This is a genomic window from Pseudogracilibacillus auburnensis (assembly GCF_003201975.1).
Taxonomy (GTDB): Bacteria; Bacillota; Bacilli; order Bacillales; family Amphibacillaceae; genus Pseudogracilibacillus; species Pseudogracilibacillus auburnensis.
On sequence record NZ_QJJQ01000014.1, the window covers coordinates 109,417 to 126,909 of the forward strand.

Sequence of the window (17,493 nt, forward strand, 5' to 3'; positions counted from 1 at the left end):
GAAAAAGTTCAACTGGAATATACATTACTACATAAAAATACATTAGATATGCGGTATAGCTCACTTTTGAGTTAAAGTAAACCATTTGCTTCAGTACTATACATATGTGAGAATAACAACAAACCTCCAATATCAATATATTGGAGATTAGAAACGTAGAAAATTCTTTAGTCTATTTTGCCGTGTACAAATGTTTTATATACTTTTGGTTTTTCTCTTTGAATATATCATTATGGGAAGAAACCCGCCCCATTGCATAGGCGTTAGGAGTAATGAGCTGCTTTGCTTTATTCACAGCATTTGCTGCGTCTTGAAAAGCACCTGCAATTAAGTGTAATTTACCTTCGTGGTGCAAAACATCGCCTGCTGCATATAATCCTTCAACTGATGCTTCGCTCATTGAACTACCTGCTACAAAGCTCTCTTCTGCCATCGCAATGTCTAATTCACTATTTTCAAGTATTGTTCGATCACGATCATAGCCATGGTTGACAATCACTTCGTCGACAGATATAACAATTTCTTCATCATGTTCATCAACTAATGTAACTTTTTCAATTGTTTCATGATCCTTTGAGGCAATAAGCTTATTAATGTTCGTATTTAATAAACATTCGACAGAGCTATTTAAAAGTCGAGAAACCTCAGCTTCATGTCCTTTCAACATATCTTTACGATACGTTAGATACACTTTTTTAGCAATTGGCTCTAATTCATTTGCCCAATCAACTGCTGCATTTCCTCCACCAGAAATAAGCACTGTTTTTCCCTTAAAATTAGCTAAAGATTTAACAGTATAATGGAGGTTTGTTACTTCAAATCTTTCGGCTCCTTCTATTTCAAGCCTCGTTGGTTGTAAAATACCACCGCCGATAGCTAAAATAACTGTTTTAGAATAGTGCTTTTGTTTAGATAATGTATCTAACATAAATATTCCGTCTTCATCCTTTGATATAGAAATAACCTTCTCTCCAAGAATAACTTCAGGGTCAAATGTTTTACCTTGCTCAATCATTTGATCAATTAGTTTAGCTCCTGTAACAGGTGTTACGCCTCCAACATCCCAAATCATTTTTTCAGGATAGACATGGACTTTACCACCTAAATATGGTTGAAATTCAATAATTTTGGTCTTCATTTCTCTTAAACCACTATAGAAAGCAGAAAATAAACCTGCTGGTCCACCGCCAATAATTGTCACATCAAATATATCTCGCTTAGCCATTCTATTTGCACCTCTTTATGAAAATGATAATCACTATCAATTAGAATACACTTTTTTCATCACAATGTCTATCATTAACGTAACATTTTTTTTCATCAAATGAAGTGTTTGAAAAAACAGCCTACGTCTTAATTGCAATATATTAGAACCAATCGTTAGAGTTCCTCAACCTTTAACCACAATGATTAAAGTAAAGGTCGTGATATTGACGTCTACTAAGTTGTAATTCTTCTTTATTATGTTGTAAATATTTCTTCCCCCTTAGAAGTTATTCTTTAAATATTAAATGGATAATGATATGATTACACCACGTAAATGATAATGATTTTCATTCGCGATATTTTTCTTTTCTCTTATTCCATCCTTGCATTTTTCCTGTGAGCAAAAAAGTTTTATAGAGGAAAGAAGTGTTTTATACTAAACTTAATAAATATGTAAAGAAAGGTGAATAAGTCCCTTGAACATAAAATTAAACTCAGAAGATTTAAATTCTATTTATTATAAAATGACAATGATAAGCGAGAAGCGGCTTCAACAAGTATACACACTTCCTTTACAAAATGGTTCTGGAACTGTTGAAAGAATTCCGCTCAGAAACGGAATTGAACTACTTTGGTTTGATGTCACACCTGAGGAATCATTCTCCTTAAACTGTCATGTTCATTACCCACATCTTGAAATCTTTTATTCATTATCAGGAAGTGGCTTTTGGGAAAATGAAAGAAATAGTTATGAAATGAGTACAAATACCTCAAATCTTTTATTTGTTCAAAACCAAAAAGTCTATGCGGAGTTTTCGGCTAAAGAAAAGATTATCCAAATGGAATTACGTTTTGATTTAAGACTTTTGGAGCACCTTTATGTAGAAAAAAAGCAGTTATTTAATAAACAATTTTTTTGTAAACAGATAACTGGATGCCCTCGAATACGAGTCATGATGGAACAAATGAAAAATTGCCCATATACAGGTGCGCTTAAAAAACTGTATTTAGAAGGAATAGCTCTTGAATTACTAGCTCTACATTTACATCGAGTTGAACAAGAGGAAATAATGAAAAGGGCTGCAGTTAGGCTTAGTTTGACAGATATTGAAGCACTTCAGCAAGCAAAAGAGGTACTTGATCATTCCTTTCTATCCCCCCTAGTTTACTAGCACTTGCCAAAATGGTTGGATTGAATGATTACAAATTAAAACACGGATTTAAGGAATTATTCGGAACAACTGTATTTGGTTATGTAAGAGGATTAAGAATGTATGAAGCGAGGCAGCTGTTAGAACAAGGAAATACAAACGTAACGGAGACAGCAATGTTAGTTGGTTATCATAATTTGAGCCACTTTGCTTCTCGATTTCGTAAAACATTTGGATATAATCCAAGTGAAGTACTGAAACGGGACTTCGCTTTTCCACATGAATTACTAACGAAATAAGTGACGATGAATAGTAATATTCCGTTTACCGTTCATAACTATCCTTCTTAGAGTAGTTAAGTACTCTTCTTTGATCGATAATAAAGTCAACGAAGGAGGAAAAGAAATGGATTCAAAAAAAGTCATTTTTATATCTTTAATTATTTGTTATATTGGGTTCGGAGTGATTAACCCTATTCTAGCTCCTTTAATTAGGGAAATGGGACTGGAGGAACGACATGCTGGCATCGTCATTTCTATTGCGGCACTTGTACTATTAGTAACGGCTCCTGTCTGGGGGCGACTAAGTGATCGATTTGGTCGAAAACGAATCATCGTGACTGGTTTTTTAGGTTTTTCGATTAGTTTAGCCGTTTTTGCTTTGTTAGGATGGATTGGCATGAAAGGAATTCTTTCCTTAAACCTTGTATTTGTCCTACTTTTGTTTTCGCGAGTATTGTTCGGTTTATTTTTCCCAGCGATCACTTCAGCTTCTCAAGCATTAATGGCTGATGTAACAACAACGAGCGAAAGATCTGCTGGAATGGCAATAATCGGAGCAGCAACTGGGATTGGATTTATTATTGGACCTGCAATAGGAGCAGCATTATCATCAATACATCTCGTTTTCCCGGTTATTATTACATCCATTTTATCTCTTTGTGCAATGGTACTAATTATTGTTAACATACCACCAACAAAACCAACTTTAACAAAAAAACAGATTAAAGTTAATTTAAAACAAGTTGGCTTGCGTCCCTATTTGTTCATTGGAATTTGCTTAATGGTAATGATCGTTATGTTACAAATTACTACAGGATTCTTTATCCAAGATCGATTTTCTTTAGACGCAAAAGAGACCGCTATTTGGTTCGGAATTGGCTTATTCTGTGTAGGTTTTATGATGGCACTCGTTCAAATGACCATTGTCCAAAAACGAACATTGCCACCACATATTTTAGTACGAATTGGGCTTCCTGTTTTTATCGTTAGTTTTCTCATTTTAATCTTTATCCATCACCTAGCAGGATTTATCATTGCCTTCATGTTAATTGGGGCTGGTGGCGGTTTTCTCATGCCTGGTTATACAACTGGAATTTCTCTTGCTGTTGGGGAAGATGATCAAGGTGCGGCTGGAGGTTTAACTGCTGCAGCAACTGGGATTGGCTCATTATTAGCACCGGTAATGGGGACGGAATTATATCGATTTCACCCAGAAGCACCATATTGGACTTGTATTTTCATTAGTATTTTCTTAACGATCTATGTGTTTGTTTCACATCGAAGTCTAACCTTACAACGGGCGAAGGAACTAGCAAACTAAAATAATCAATACTATATTTACAAGGAAGGTATGAGGCTGGGACAAATAAGTTTTTGCTAAAGAAAAATCCGAACAATGGTAGCTGCATCTAACCCGCTCCGGAGATATACTTCAAGAAGGTAATACATTGTTTTTTTAGATTTGATTGTTTTAGTTATGACCCAGGCTCATTTCTTTCTGATGAATTTAAATAAATGTTTTATCCTGATTACATTGGCAATTCTATTGATAAAAACGTAGGCCGTTGTTGTTCGCGCTTATCAAGCATAATCTGTTCCGGCTTGATGCCTTGATCGCGCAGTACGTCAATGTTCTGTCTGAGGAATTCGTCACTACCAACGACATAAAAGAGCCCACCCTTATCTGAGGCAAGATTTTTCACCTCTTCATAGTAGTCTTGACGATTATCGACGAACTGTGATGTAAACTTCTTTTCACGTGACGTTTCAAAAATATCTGTGAATAGAAACTCCCTTGATGAATCAATATTTAAGGAATGAATTTTTGTAACGTTTTCAGGATGTCCGAAATAATCTAGGACGAGCGGTCTAAAAGTTGCTAAGCCGACACCTGATGACAGTAGGTATACATTTTTCCCTTCCCTTTTAAGCGGTACATTCGAATGTGTTTTAAAAAGTGCAACCTTATCTCCTACTTCCAAATTTCTTAAAATCATTTTATATGCAGAGCACTGCTCCCTAATGCGTGTAGTAATACCGATTAAATTTTCATGCGGTAAAGTCATAATGGACATATGGCGAACGAGCCCACGGTTTGGTTTATCTCCAGCATTAAACCCTTTCAGTGCCAAGTGGGTATGAGCACCCTCTTCCCATGTAAAACCTTCCGGACAGTCAATCATATATGTTTTAACCTCAGGTGTTTCTTCAATAATTTTATTTATTTTAGTCCAATAAATTTGCATGATCCATTCTCCTCCTTCAATTACACATTCTTTACTACTTACTATACAATAAATGATAATAGTTCTCAATTAAATAGATTTGTTCGTTTTATCATATAGGCCTCAATTCTTTTATCGTTCTAACTCTGCGATAACTGAATATGGTCCATTCGTTGCACACCTCATTTCCTCGATAATTCGTATCGCTTGATAAATAAACTGGATTAAATCCTTTTCATTTTCCGATATTCGAAAAGGACGAGTATCACAGCCCAGGACGTCGTGTTTTTATCTGGTGGAACTTCTTCGTCCTTTTTATTAGACGAATCAATTAGTCCAAAGAGAGGTGCGGGTAAGTAATAATAACAGCCACCCACAGAGAGGGAGAGATTTTCCAGTCGATGAGAGATCACAAATAAATAGAATAGGACTTATCCAAACGTTTGACTTAGTGTCCTTTTATGTTAACTTTTCATCAAAAAAGAGGTCTGCTCCTCAGCAACCCCTTTCCTATCAAGCATTATTCAATTAGACTTATATCATAGTCGGCGTGTTATGTGGATTATGATATACTGATAAATCAGCCATTTAGATCATGCATGAGAAACAAATATTTCGCACAGTTTAACCAAAGAATGGCGTGACTGTGTAAGTAATAGAGCATCAGATCTTACACAGTTCCGGTTATATCCCTAATTATTTAGAATGATGTTTCATAACTTCTAATAATTCTTCAATTGCTAAGTCGCCTTCTCCCTCTTTAATTGCATGGCTAATACAATGCTTCATATGTCGTTCTGTAACAGTATAACCAACTTTTTTCAGAGCTGCATTAATAGCACTAATTTGCACTAATATATCTACACAATACCGATCTTCTTCAACCATACGTTGAATCCCACGAACTTGCCCTTCAATTCGTTTCAATCGGTTAATCACAGCTTGTTTTTCCTCATCTGTTCTTGGCACAATCGGATGTTCATGAAGAAAATTTTCCATTTTTCAAACCCCTCCCTTAAAGGGGAGAAAGTCTTTCTTAGGACTTTCTCCACATATGAAACTTATGGCAGTATCATTTTACGGACAATTACTTTTTCAAATCGACACGTTGTAAGCGTAGGGCGTTTAACACAACCGATACAGAACTAAACGCCATTGCCGCACCCGCAACCCATGGAGCAAGTAAGCCAATTGCTGCAATTGGAATGCCAATCGTATTGTAAATAAAGGCAAAAAAGAGGTTCTGCTTAATATTACGCATTGTTTTTTGACTCATAATTACTGCATCGGCAACACTATTTAAATTACCGCGCATCAGTGTAATATCTGCCGCTTCAATCGCAATATCGGTACCAGTGCCAACTGCCATTCCGACATCTGCCATCGCAAGTGCTGGAGCATCATTAATTCCATCCCCAACCATGGCAACTTTTTTCCCTTTAGCTTGTAATTTTTTAATTGCCTCACTTTTTTGATCTGGTAAAACTTCGGCAATAACTTGATCAATGTCAACTTGTTTGGCAATCGCATCTGCTGTTCGCTCATTATCGCCTGTTAACATAATCACTTCAAGGCCGAGTTTATGCATTCTAGCAATTGCTTCTTTTGATGTTTCTTTTACTGTATCTGCTACTGCAATGACTCCTGCAATCTGTCCAGCAATCGCAAGGAGCATCGCTGTTTTTCCATCTTGCTCTAATTGCTCCATCTTTTCTTCTGTTTCATTTAAAATGGAAATTTCTTGTTCTCGCATTAGTTTTCTTGTTCCAACAAAAAGTTCTTTCCCTTCAATAACGGCGCGAATACCATAGCCAGGTAGTGCTTCAAAACTTTCTGCTTCAAGTAATGTGATGTTTTTTTCTTCTACACCACGAACAATTGCTTGTGCTAATGGGTGTTCAGATTGATTTTCTGCACTTCCTACTAATTGTAATACATCTTTTTCTTGAAATCCATCTGCAACGACAATGTCTGTTAATGTAGGTTCCCCTTTTGTTACTGTCCCTGTTTTGTCTAGGACAACAGTATCAATCGATTGCGTGGTCTCCAAATGCTCTCCACCTTTATAAAGCAATCCCATTTCTGCCGCTCGTCCAGAACCAGCCATAATCGATGTAGGTGTCGCTAACCCGAGAGCACATGGACAAGCAATGACAAGAATCGAAATCATTGGGATTAAGCTTGAACGAAAATCTCCTGGTGTGACAACAAAAAACCAAATAAAGAAAGTGGCTATTGCAATAACGACAACAATTGGCACGAATACACCGGAAATTTTATCGGCTAAACGTTGAATATCTGCTTTGGATCCTTGAGCATCTTCTACTACTTTCACAATTTGAGCAAGCGCTGTATCTTTCCCGACTTTCGTTGCGTTCATTTTCAAAGAACCATTTTTATTAATGGTCGCACCAATTACCGCATCACCTGGTACCTTATCAATTGGAATACTTTCCCCTGTTAGCATCGATTCATCAATGGCTGATTGACCTTCGATAATGACTCCATCTACAGGAATTTTCTCTCCAGGACGTACGAGAATTACATCGCCTTCCAATACTTCTTCAATCGGTATTTCTTGCTCCATTCCGTTTCTGACAACCCGAGCTGTTTTCGCTTGAAGATCAAGCAACTTTTGAATTGCTTGACTCGTTTTCCCTTTCGCCCGTACTTCAAATAATTTTCCTAGCAAAATTAATGTAATGATCACAGCAGCAGCTTCAAAGTAAAGTTCCGGTTCACCGACGCCACCTGCATTCATCCATTCAAATGATAAATATAAACTGTAAAAATAAGCTGCACTTGTACCGAGTGCTACAAGAACATCCATGTTGGCACTTTTATTTCTGAGTGACGTATAAGCACCTTTATAAAATTGAGCTCCTACAATAAATTGCACAGGTGTTGCAAGTGCTAATTGGAACCAAGGATTCATAAAAATATCTGGCAAATAAATAAACGATAAAAAGTTAAAATGGGCAACCATTGTCCATAATAATGGCAATGTTAAAATGGCTGAAAAAATGAACTTGCGTGTTTGCTTACGAATTTCGGCCTGTTTATGATCCATTTTATCTTGATTATCTTCTTTTGGTATTAACTCATATCCAAGCTTCTTAACCTTTGCCACCATCTCACTAGGTTGTACTTCCTTTTCATTGTATGTGACAGAAATGGTCTCTAACGCAAAATTAACGTTCGCACTAGATACACCCTCCATTTTACGAATACCTTTTTCTATTTTTGTTGCACATGCTGCACACGTCATGCCAGAAATATCAAATTCCGTTTTTTGCTCGATGACACCATAACCGATCTTTTCAATTTCCTTTTTAAATTCAGATACATTTGTTTGATCCGGATTATATTGTACAGATAATTGTTCTAAAGCAAAATTGACATTTGCTTTATCTACACCTGTCATTTTACTGATCCCTTTTTCTACTCGGGCAGCACAAGCAGTACATGTCATCCCACTAATTTGTAACGTGCTTTCTTCAGTTGCCATATTTATTACCTCCTATACTTAGTAGGGGTATATTGCTCTTAAAAAGAAAGATCATATCGGTAAAGTTCAATCTTCCAACATCATCCCCTACTACGTCTATGACTCATTTAAATGACTTTATATCCTTCTTCTTCAATCTTTTCTTTAATTTGGCCTAAGGATACTGTTTCCTTATTAAAGGATACTTGTACTTCCTTATGATCTACATCTATTTTTATAGAAGAAACACCATCTAATTGATTGATGCTTTTCTCCACTTTACCTACACAACAGCTACAAGTCATTCCTTCTACTTTTAATGTTTCTTTCATTTTTCTATGACCTCCTTATTAATTACTAATTAAATATTACCATACCCCCGTACTGTATGTCAAGAAAAGCTTTTTATTAAAATAAAAAATCTAATCGAGTCTATACCATTGAAACGATTGGTGCATAATAAGATCAATATATATGTGAATATTTCATCTATATCTCAATGTCAGAAACTTTCTTGAATCCCCTTTTATATCAAATTGCGTTTTGGTGTGGTGGGAATAATACATATGGCTCTTCGGTTCTCAGACTTTAAACTGATGACGTACCATTTCACAAACCGTGTCCCCAGAAAGACAGTAGTTCATTTCAAAATAATGACAATCAATTCCATTATTAACCGTTAAATCTTTGGAAAGTTCCATGTCAGAGATCTAATTAGCTCTAGTCCCATTTCCTAACTTATCAGGAATGTTGAAATGCTGTCCTGTAGTTATTGGTTTCGTTGAAAATTCATGACTTAACATACTTGATATTCCTTCTACATTGGATCTATGCATTTACTATCTTTGCTCATGAACTCACACCTTTTACGTTAGTAAATAAGCGAAATCTATCCATTCCCATCTTCTAGCTTCATTTATTTTTTCATGAAAAATCATATGCTTAATCTATATTTAATATTTGCTTAATCTCATCTACATTATTTTCAAAACCAATGAGCGTTTTCGGCTTCTTCAACCTGCCCCGTAAGGATTTTTCTTTAAATACAAAAGCTGGAACCATTCTAGTGCCCGTTAATTTTCGCAAATCTTTTTCCTTTTCCGGATGCTCTGATAAATCATGATTGATAAAGGAAACTCGATGCTTAGCTAGAAAAGCTTTCCCTTCTTGGCAATCTGAACAAGTTGGTCTTGTATATAGCTCTAACTGTACATTCTTCATCTAACTCATTCCTTTCTATTGAATATAGAAGCCATGCAATCAAATGTGCATGGCTTCGCTAATGTTTCTCGTTTTTTATTGAACTTCTATGACAAACGGATAAACAATTACTTCGCCTTTCAATTTAAATTCCACCCACATTTTGTACATTCCGCGTTCATCAAATTGTGTCATGAAGACTGTTTCCTTTTCAGACATTGGGTGAACGTGAATAAATTTTTCTCCTATTTCATCTGTAATAACAACATGTCCTAAAGCACCTAGATAAGGTTCAGGTGTTGCATCCTTAACATCAAAGTTAAACGTTACTTCTCTATTTACTTCCATTGTATCAGTATTTAATTCGACTGTTTGTCCATTGATTGTCTTTGTGAAATTCGTATCGGCAACTAATTTGTTCTTGAACGAATCCTTATGAGTACCGCCAATACTTATATGGATAGGCTTTACAAAGTAATTTAGATCTTTGGGATTGATATCAACGAACACTTTATAATTACCATTAGACAAGTCTATCCTTTGCCCATACTTTCCGTCACCTTTATCCTCTGGATGCAAGTGATGATAGTCACTCAAATCAGAACTCATGACAATGAGATGCATAATTTTTTCGTGAGAGACTTCTAATGCAGGAACTTTACCGCTTTTATCTTTTAATTCAATAATGAGTTCTCCTTGATTATAAGATACATCGGGAAATACCTCACTTACAGTATGATTACTGTGATGTTTATGATCCAATTTATTTTCCTACTTTCTTTTGCGGCATGGACATTATACCCTGCAATCATAAAACTAATCCAAACGGCAAATATTAAAATCCATTTAGTATTCTTTTTAATCAAATACTTTCTTGCTTTCGCTAATCTTTTTGACAATATACCTAGAGAAGAGATATTGTAAAATAACCATGCCAATGGAGGCATGATTATTTTTTATCATGTATTACCACGTCTATTTACGCAGCTACATCATATCCTTGTTCTTCAATTTCATTTTTTATCTCTTCTAAACTAACTGTTTTTGGATCAAACTCGACATCAATCGTACTATTATCTAAATGCACCTTAACAGATTTAACTCCGTTTAGGTTGCCTACACTTCCTTCAATTGAATTGACACAATGTCCACAAGACATACCTTGTACTTGTAATGTGATTTGTTCCATCTATATAACCTCCTTTTTTTTACTTCGCACTTATTATACGATACCCCTGTATTGTATTTCAAGTGTAAAAGCTTAAATAATTATATTTACTTTTACACATAATGTACCTTTTATACAGAGATTCCAAATAATATTTCATAAGTATCACGTTCAATAGATTCAGTCTTTCACGCCTTTTAATAATCTTAAACCGTTAAAAATAACTGCCAATGTACTGCCCTCGTGAAAAATTACCGCAAGTGTCATATTCATTTGACCAATAATATTAGAAAGCACTAAAAGAACTACGACAGCTAAAGCAAGAATGATATTTTGCCATACCACTTTTCGAAGTTTTTTGGCAAGTTTATGTGTGTAAGTTAATTTGGATAGGTCATTCTTCATTAATACGGCATCTGCAACATCGATTGCAATATCTGTTCCTTCCCCCATCGCAATTCCAATATCTGCCGTAACAAGTGCTGGTGCGTCGTTCACACCGTCACCAACCATTGCCATCACAGGATAAGTTTCTTTTAATTCCGAGATAATTGAAGCTTTTTCTTCAGGCATGACATTACCACGTACCTCGTCAATGTCTAATTGACGACCAATCGCCTCCCCTGTACGTTTTGCATCTCCTGTAAGCATCACCGTATGAATGTTCTCATCTTTAAAGTATTTAATTGCTGCTTTTGATGTCTTTTTAGGAACATCTTGAATCGCAAGTAATGCAAGGACTTTTTTTTCTGTTCCAAAGTATACGACCGTCTTTCCTTCGCGTTCAAAAACGTCCGTTTGTTTTTTTATATCTTTTGGGATAACATGATAGGAAGCTGGTTTTCCAATTTTATATGTTGTTTTTCCAGATGTTGCAATTAATCCTACCCCGATGATATTTTCTACTTCGAAGTCAGTCGGTACAATGTCACTGTAATGTTTTATAATCGCTTGAGCAAGCGGATGGTTCGATTTACTTTCCATCGATACAATAATCTCTTCAAATTCTTTCTGTTGTGCTCCTGTTACTTCATTTCCGAAATACGCTTCAGTTACAACTGGTTTTCCTGTTGTTAATGTACCTGTTTTATCAAATGCAACGGCTGTTAAATCAGAAAGATTAGATAAGTAAGATCCACCTTTAAATAAAACGCCTCGTTTAGCTAAATTACTAATTGCCGAAAGTGTCGCAGGTATGTCCGTGACTGCTAACGCACAGGGTGATGTAGCAATTAGAAATACCATTGTACGATAAAAACTATCATAACTTGACCATTGGAATACAGTGAAACCTAATAAAAAGAAAACTGGTGTTAATAACAAAACGATAGTAACGTAAATAGGCTCTACTTTTTTAATAAAAACAGCTGTTTTTGAAATGTTATTTTGTGTTTGACTTACCAATTCAATAATTTTAGAAATAACCGTGTCTGAATTATCCTTTGTTACTTCCATTACTAAAGTTCCTGCACCATTCATCGTACTGCCATATAAATTATCCCCTGCTTTCTTTTCTACAGGGATACTTTCTCCTGTAATCGATGATTGATCAACAGAGCTACTGCCTGAAATAACAATTCCATCTGTCGGGATCTGGTCACCATTTAAAACAGAAAGTTTATCCCCAACTTGTAATTCAGCGACATCGACGATTTCAGTTTTTCCATTTCCTTTCAATCTTCTTGCAGTAGTAGGATTAATTTTAATTAAGTTTGTAATTTCTTTATTACTCTTGTCTTCAGCATAATGTTCTAAAAAGTGAGCTCCACCAAAGATAAGAATTAATAATGCTGCCTCCATATATTCACCAATAATTACAGCACCAATGGCTGCCAAAGTCATTAGTATATGAATGTTTGGCATAAACTTCTTTCTTTTCATTGTTTGCTTAACAGTATCTAAAAAACCTTCAATAATAATGTGATAACCAGATAATACTAATGATGCAATATATAAAGTTGACTTTAATGTCCCTGCACTTACAAATAGTGCGATTAAAAAAGCACCGAGTCCTGCATAGAATAAAATTACTTCTGTTTTACCTCCATGGCTATGGTCATGATCATGGAAATGATCGTGATTATCATGTTTTAAGTTGCTCATCATTTATCTCCCCTTTATGTATATAGTTGTTTTATCGCATGCCTCTAATACAACCCTCATTCTAATTCAAATTAATTATCTTTACATATTCACTATAAAATAGTATATGAGCACATATTCATATAAAGGCAATAAAAATACTAATTGCCTTTCACATTTTTTCCACTCATTCGCAAGCAAGAATAACGATACATTACGTATGACGAGCATGGGCAATCATCTGTTCTAAAATTTGTATGACGTGTTCATCATTTTGCGAATAAAACATTGTCGTACCAGCACGGCGATTTTTTACTAATCTTAAATTTTTCAAAAAACGTAGTTGGTGCGAAACTGTCGATTGACCTAAGTCTAATATATCAGCTATTTCATTTACAGAGCATTCTTTTTGATAAAGCAGATGCAAAATTCTAATTCTTGTTGGATCTCCAAGTGCTTTAAACGTTTGGGATACAATAAATAATGTTTCTTCATCTAAATTCATTTCCTTTTCATACTTTTCTTTTTCTATCACAATATTCATACCTCCCTATATGACTATATTATCATATATACATTTAATAAACAATCATTTAACCCTTCACTCTTATTACTCCTTAGATTATAGGGTGTAATCTAAGAGTGAAGAACTACGTATATTCAACAAATATTACGCTAGTATTTTTGTTTTTAATCGTTTTTCAGTATATATATTTCCTTGCGATTTAATCTTAGAAAAAACGACTAAAAATCAATTGGTTAGATTTTAGTGCTTCATTTTTAGAAAATAACTTCTTTCCTTGTGCAACTTGCAATTATTCATACAGTTTCATTATATATCAAGACGATCTCAATTTTAAAAGATAATATCAACCTGTAAAATCTGATAGTCCTTTCTCTTTTAATCTAAACATAAAAATTAACGCCGCAGCACTAATGCTCCAAGTCCCCCAGCCCAAGAAAGGTGAACTTAATTACTCGTTTTTACTACATACTCCTAAGGAAGAACCTAAAGCTATCCCGAAATTAATGGCTATCGAAGTTAACGAGGAAGTAAAGTCTTTGAGTATTGGAGAATGAACTTCTGCAAATTCATGAGATATAATTGGATGGTTGCATTCACCGCAAACATCGTGAGAGCCATTTAACATAAGACTGATAAGGCCTGCAATGGTAGAACCCATCGTAAAGTAAAGCAATGTTAAAATGAAAGCCTGAATAATAAGAACATAGCGTAATTTGCTTACACCATTTCGACTGGTAATTTTCCAAGGTATATAGTTACTTATAATCGAAAACAACTAACCAAGTAACCATACAATTCTTACAAATAGGGATGTTTTCAATAATAGGCGTTAGATATGTGTATATCATAAATCCCAGCAAAACTAAAGATAGGAATGAAAAAGCAAAAAGGATTTCTGGACAAGTAAATAAGCCAAGTTGATCCTTTAAAGAACTCTTTTCCCCATTAGGTGCCTCGGTAGCACGAACAAACTCATTACAAAGGCATTGTAAAACTAAGGATTTCTATATAGTTTCTCTTTGTAGCAATGCTATAACTCGACATATGTCGTCACTACTATGTGGATACAATAAATAGATTTTAATAATTTATCACTATGTAAACACCAAAAAGATTCCAAAGATTAGAACTTTGGATCCTTTTTATCATCTCATTTCAAATGTATCATCTTTCTCCACTGTCGGTAAATATATTATTGATTTGAACAAATCACCATCAATATTTATTTCGAATTTTCCGTTCTGGTTTTCAATAAGACTTTTTGTAATAGATAACCCAAGCCCACTACCATGTCCAGACCTCGATTCATCCCCGCGTTTGAACCGTTCCATTAATTCCTCTTCAGTTATGTTCAATTCATATTTAGAAATATTTTTAAAACTAATAAGTATTCCATCACTCTCTTCGGTAATGTCGATATATACTCTTGAACCCTCTAGTGCATAATTAAAAATATTAGATAACACATTTTCAATGGAGCGCCATAGTAATTTCCCGTCTGCTATAACATACAACTTCTCCTCTGGATAATTAAATTTGAAGGCAAGTTTTTTTGCAGAAATATGTTCGCTTACTTCACCAATCCCCTGATTTATCAAGGCGACAATATCAATTTCCTGTAAATCAACAGGAATATCCCCGCTCGAAGCCTTTGCGGCGGCAAATAAATCGTCTGTCAACACTTTCAATCTTTTTGATTTTTGATCTAGTATCTCAATATATTCCTGAATTTTCTCGGGGTCTGTTTCTGTTTTTAATAAATCTGTATATGTGATTAGAGAAGTAAGTGGTGTTCTAATATCATGTGATACATTTGTAATAAGTTCCGTCTTCATGCGCTCATTTTTCAATTCATTATGAACCGCCTGTTTAAAGCCTTCATTGATCCCGTTAATATTTGACGCCAGTGTCGCAAACTCTCCTTTTCCATCAATATCAATATGGTGTTGTAGATTCCCTTCTCTCATCATTTTGGCACCATCTTGTATTTTATTGAAAGCCTTCACCTTTTTAAGCGCAAGCCAAACCGCAACTCCGATTGTAATTGGAAAAAAGAATAATGTAGCTGCAGCAATAATGGGATATAAAATCACGATAACCACTATTTTCATACCAACACTACCACTATCATAAATATCTTTCACAAATTGATAAAGCCAATGCAACACAATATATAATACAGAATGACTGAAAAATGTTTTATTTTTCATATGCCTAATGAGTGATAATAATAGGGTGACGAATATGGCTACGTATATCAATGTAATAGAATAAACTATCCAAACTACTATTCCAAAATACAGTGGAATTTCATTCATAGCCACAAACCAGATCCCTGTTAACCCAAGTAACAGAATAACATTAATATCTACATAAAGTTTATCAATTGGATGCATGTGTACTATTTTATCTTTTAAAAAATCCCTTCCAGTCGTAACAATTAAATAAAGAAGACTTAGGAAAAATATTGTAACATAGACTAGTAAATAATAGATTTTATTCATGGAAGCTGTCTTTTTCTCAGTCCATTCATTTGAAGCAGCATGGATATAGTTTTCTGTATAGCCTACAAATATCTTCGTATTTTCAGGGTTAGATGACCGATAAATATGTGAGCCCCCGTAAAAAGGGTCGTACTGCTCCAATTTACTAGGATACATCTTCCAATCATAACCCTCACTAATATAATGGATTGGATATTTCTCAAATTGTTCTTTTTTCGTTTGTTTCGTATTGGTATATGTATGTTCACCGTCTGTCACATAATATAATGGCTCCTTTTCCTTTTCGAGGTTGTTTAAAATCATCTGAAAATTTTCTAAGTCCTCAGCAATCATTTCTTGCCTTATTTGATCAGCCGTATATGTTTTACTATATGCTTCACCTTCCCTCTCCCAATAAATATCTTCTTTTCGAGATTCTAACTCATCATTATTTATTGTATTACCTTTCAGAATGTTTTCCTCGCTTATATATGTATCAATAAGGTCAGCAAGTTGATTGATCGTATGATCATTTTCCATTTTGAAGGAGCTACTCTCTATGTAGCTATTTTCAAAAATAATTTCTATGTTTCCATTCGTTATTTTAAAAATATGGTATACTGCATGAATTGTACCTGCTACACAGGCGATCATCAGTAGAAAGACAATTGTTTTTATTAAAATTGAGTGGCTAAATTTTTTCAACCTTGTACCCAATTCCCCACACCACCTTTAAATATTTTGGTTCTTTTGGATTTATTTCAATTTTTTCTCTTATTTTACGAATATGGACAGCGACCGTGTTTTCTGGATGAAAGGATGGTTCATTCCAAACTTTTTCATAAATTTCTTCAATAGAGTATACTTTTCCAGCATTCACTGTGAGAAATCTTAATATTTTATATTGTACAGGTGTCAAATAGACTGGCTCTCCGTCCACTGTGATTAATTTCTGTTCATCATCCAATATGAGTCCGCCAGTTTGATAGATATGTTGTTTTGTTTCCATACTGCCAAGTGCGGTATATCTCCTTAACTGTGACTTTACACGAGCGATTAATTCAAGTGGGTTAAATGGCTTTGTCACATAATCATCTGCCCCTATGTTAAGCCCAAGTATTTTATCATAGTCCTCAGATTTCGCAGACAACATTATTAGTGGAATATGATGTTCCTCCCTAATTTTCATTGTTGCCTTTATGCCATCCATTTTTGGCATCATAATATCCATAATAATTAAATGAATATCGTGTTTATCAAGCTGTGCAATTGCTTCAAGCCCATCGGCAGCTTTGAATACTGTATAACCTTCATTCTCCAAATAGATCTTGATTGCCTCAGCAATTTCTTTCTCATCGTCACATACTAATATATTCATTTCGTCCATCCCCTCATAGAAACGTTTGTCCGTTTCATTTCCCTTCAGATTGTATCATATTGAGCCTAATCTATTATGAACAATTTAAAGTGAAAATAAATCCTCCTTCCACCATGATTTTGAAGGTTATATTTAACATAACAACCAATTCTTATCGATTGGCGAATGAATTTCTTAAGGAATTCTTAATGTTTGTTCCGAATTGCTTTTTCAATAGAAACGATATGGTGATCTACTCAATTTATTTCTGTGTTATACAATTACATATTCCGCCATTGCACACATATCGTTTTTTTGATAAGATAT

Annotated in this window: 15 protein-coding genes; 3 read left to right on the forward strand and 12 right to left on the reverse strand. The window is 34.7% G+C overall.

Features of this window, described 5'->3' with window-relative positions:
• Positions 1 to 172: 172 nt before the first annotated feature.
• Positions 173 to 1,225, reverse strand: a complete 1,053-nt coding sequence (locus DFR56_RS17205) for an NAD(P)/FAD-dependent oxidoreductase (protein ID WP_110396685.1) — start codon at positions 1,223 to 1,225, stop codon at positions 173 to 175.
• Between the two features lie 457 nt (positions 1,226 to 1,682).
• On the opposite strand from DFR56_RS17205, the gene DFR56_RS17210 reads away from it, so the two are divergent.
• The 3 genes from DFR56_RS17210 (at position 1,683) to DFR56_RS17220 (ending at position 3,959) form a co-directional block, all read left to right on the forward strand.
• Positions 1,683 to 2,378, forward strand: a complete 696-nt coding sequence (locus tag DFR56_RS17210; RefSeq protein ID WP_110396686.1) for a hypothetical protein — start codon at positions 1,683 to 1,685, stop codon at positions 2,376 to 2,378.
• 11 nt (positions 2,379 to 2,389) lie between these two features.
• Positions 2,390 to 2,656 carry a helix-turn-helix transcriptional regulator gene (locus DFR56_RS17215; protein ID WP_110396687.1) on the forward strand — a complete coding sequence of 89 codons (267 nt, stop codon included), beginning with the start codon at positions 2,390 to 2,392 and terminating at the stop codon, positions 2,654 to 2,656.
• Between the two features lie 106 nt (positions 2,657 to 2,762).
• Positions 2,763 to 3,959, forward strand: coding sequence for an MFS transporter (locus DFR56_RS17220; RefSeq protein WP_110396688.1), 1,197 nt, complete (start codon positions 2,763 to 2,765; stop codon positions 3,957 to 3,959).
• A gap of 208 nt (positions 3,960 to 4,167) precedes the next feature.
• Here the strand turns inward: DFR56_RS17220 and DFR56_RS17225 are convergent, their stop codons facing one another.
• From DFR56_RS17225 to DFR56_RS17275, 11 genes are all read right to left on the reverse strand, one after another.
• Positions 4,168 to 4,884, reverse strand: a complete 717-nt coding sequence (locus tag DFR56_RS17225; protein WP_110396689.1) for an FAD-dependent oxidoreductase — start codon at positions 4,882 to 4,884, stop codon at positions 4,168 to 4,170.
• Between the two features lie 675 nt (positions 4,885 to 5,559).
• Positions 5,560 to 5,862, reverse strand: a complete 303-nt coding sequence (locus DFR56_RS17230; protein WP_110396690.1) for a metal-sensitive transcriptional regulator — start codon at positions 5,860 to 5,862, stop codon at positions 5,560 to 5,562.
• An 88-nt stretch (positions 5,863 to 5,950) separates the two neighbouring features.
• Entirely contained in the window at positions 5,951 to 8,371 is a 2,421-nt protein-coding gene (locus tag DFR56_RS17235) for a heavy metal translocating P-type ATPase (protein WP_110396691.1), read from the reverse strand.
• Positions 8,372 to 8,478: 107 nt separating this feature from the next.
• Positions 8,479 to 8,682, reverse strand: coding sequence for a copper ion binding protein (locus DFR56_RS17240; RefSeq protein ID WP_110396692.1), 204 nt, complete (start codon positions 8,680 to 8,682; stop codon positions 8,479 to 8,481).
• A 610-nt stretch (positions 8,683 to 9,292) separates the two neighbouring features.
• Positions 9,293 to 9,571 carry a glutaredoxin family protein gene (locus tag DFR56_RS17245; protein ID WP_110396693.1) on the reverse strand — a complete coding sequence of 93 codons (279 nt, stop codon included), beginning with the start codon at positions 9,569 to 9,571 and terminating at the stop codon, positions 9,293 to 9,295.
• A gap of 75 nt (positions 9,572 to 9,646) precedes the next feature.
• Positions 9,647 to 10,312: a hypothetical protein gene (locus tag DFR56_RS17250; RefSeq protein WP_244916566.1), complete on the reverse strand. Its 666-nt coding sequence runs from the start codon at positions 10,310 to 10,312 to the stop codon at positions 9,647 to 9,649.
• 217 nt (positions 10,313 to 10,529) lie between these two features.
• Complete coding sequence (gene copZ / locus DFR56_RS17255) at positions 10,530 to 10,739, reverse strand: copper chaperone CopZ (RefSeq protein WP_110396694.1); 210 nt, start codon at positions 10,737 to 10,739, stop codon at positions 10,530 to 10,532.
• A 159-nt stretch (positions 10,740 to 10,898) separates the two neighbouring features.
• A complete protein-coding gene (locus tag DFR56_RS17260) occupies positions 10,899 to 12,821 on the reverse strand; it encodes a heavy metal translocating P-type ATPase (protein WP_110396695.1) in 1,923 nt (640 codons plus the stop codon).
• Positions 12,822 to 13,014: 193 nt separating this feature from the next.
• Entirely contained in the window at positions 13,015 to 13,344 is a 330-nt protein-coding gene (locus DFR56_RS17265; protein ID WP_110396696.1) for an ArsR/SmtB family transcription factor, read from the reverse strand.
• Between the two features lie 1,127 nt (positions 13,345 to 14,471).
• Positions 14,472 to 16,526, reverse strand: a complete 2,055-nt coding sequence (locus DFR56_RS17270; RefSeq protein WP_110396697.1) for a HAMP domain-containing sensor histidine kinase — start codon at positions 16,524 to 16,526, stop codon at positions 14,472 to 14,474.
• Positions 16,501 to 17,187, reverse strand: a complete 687-nt coding sequence (locus tag DFR56_RS17275) for a response regulator transcription factor (protein WP_110396698.1) — start codon at positions 17,185 to 17,187, stop codon at positions 16,501 to 16,503. The genes DFR56_RS17270 and DFR56_RS17275 overlap by 26 nt, the downstream gene beginning before the upstream one ends.
• Between the last annotated feature and the right edge of the window lie 306 nt (positions 17,188 to 17,493).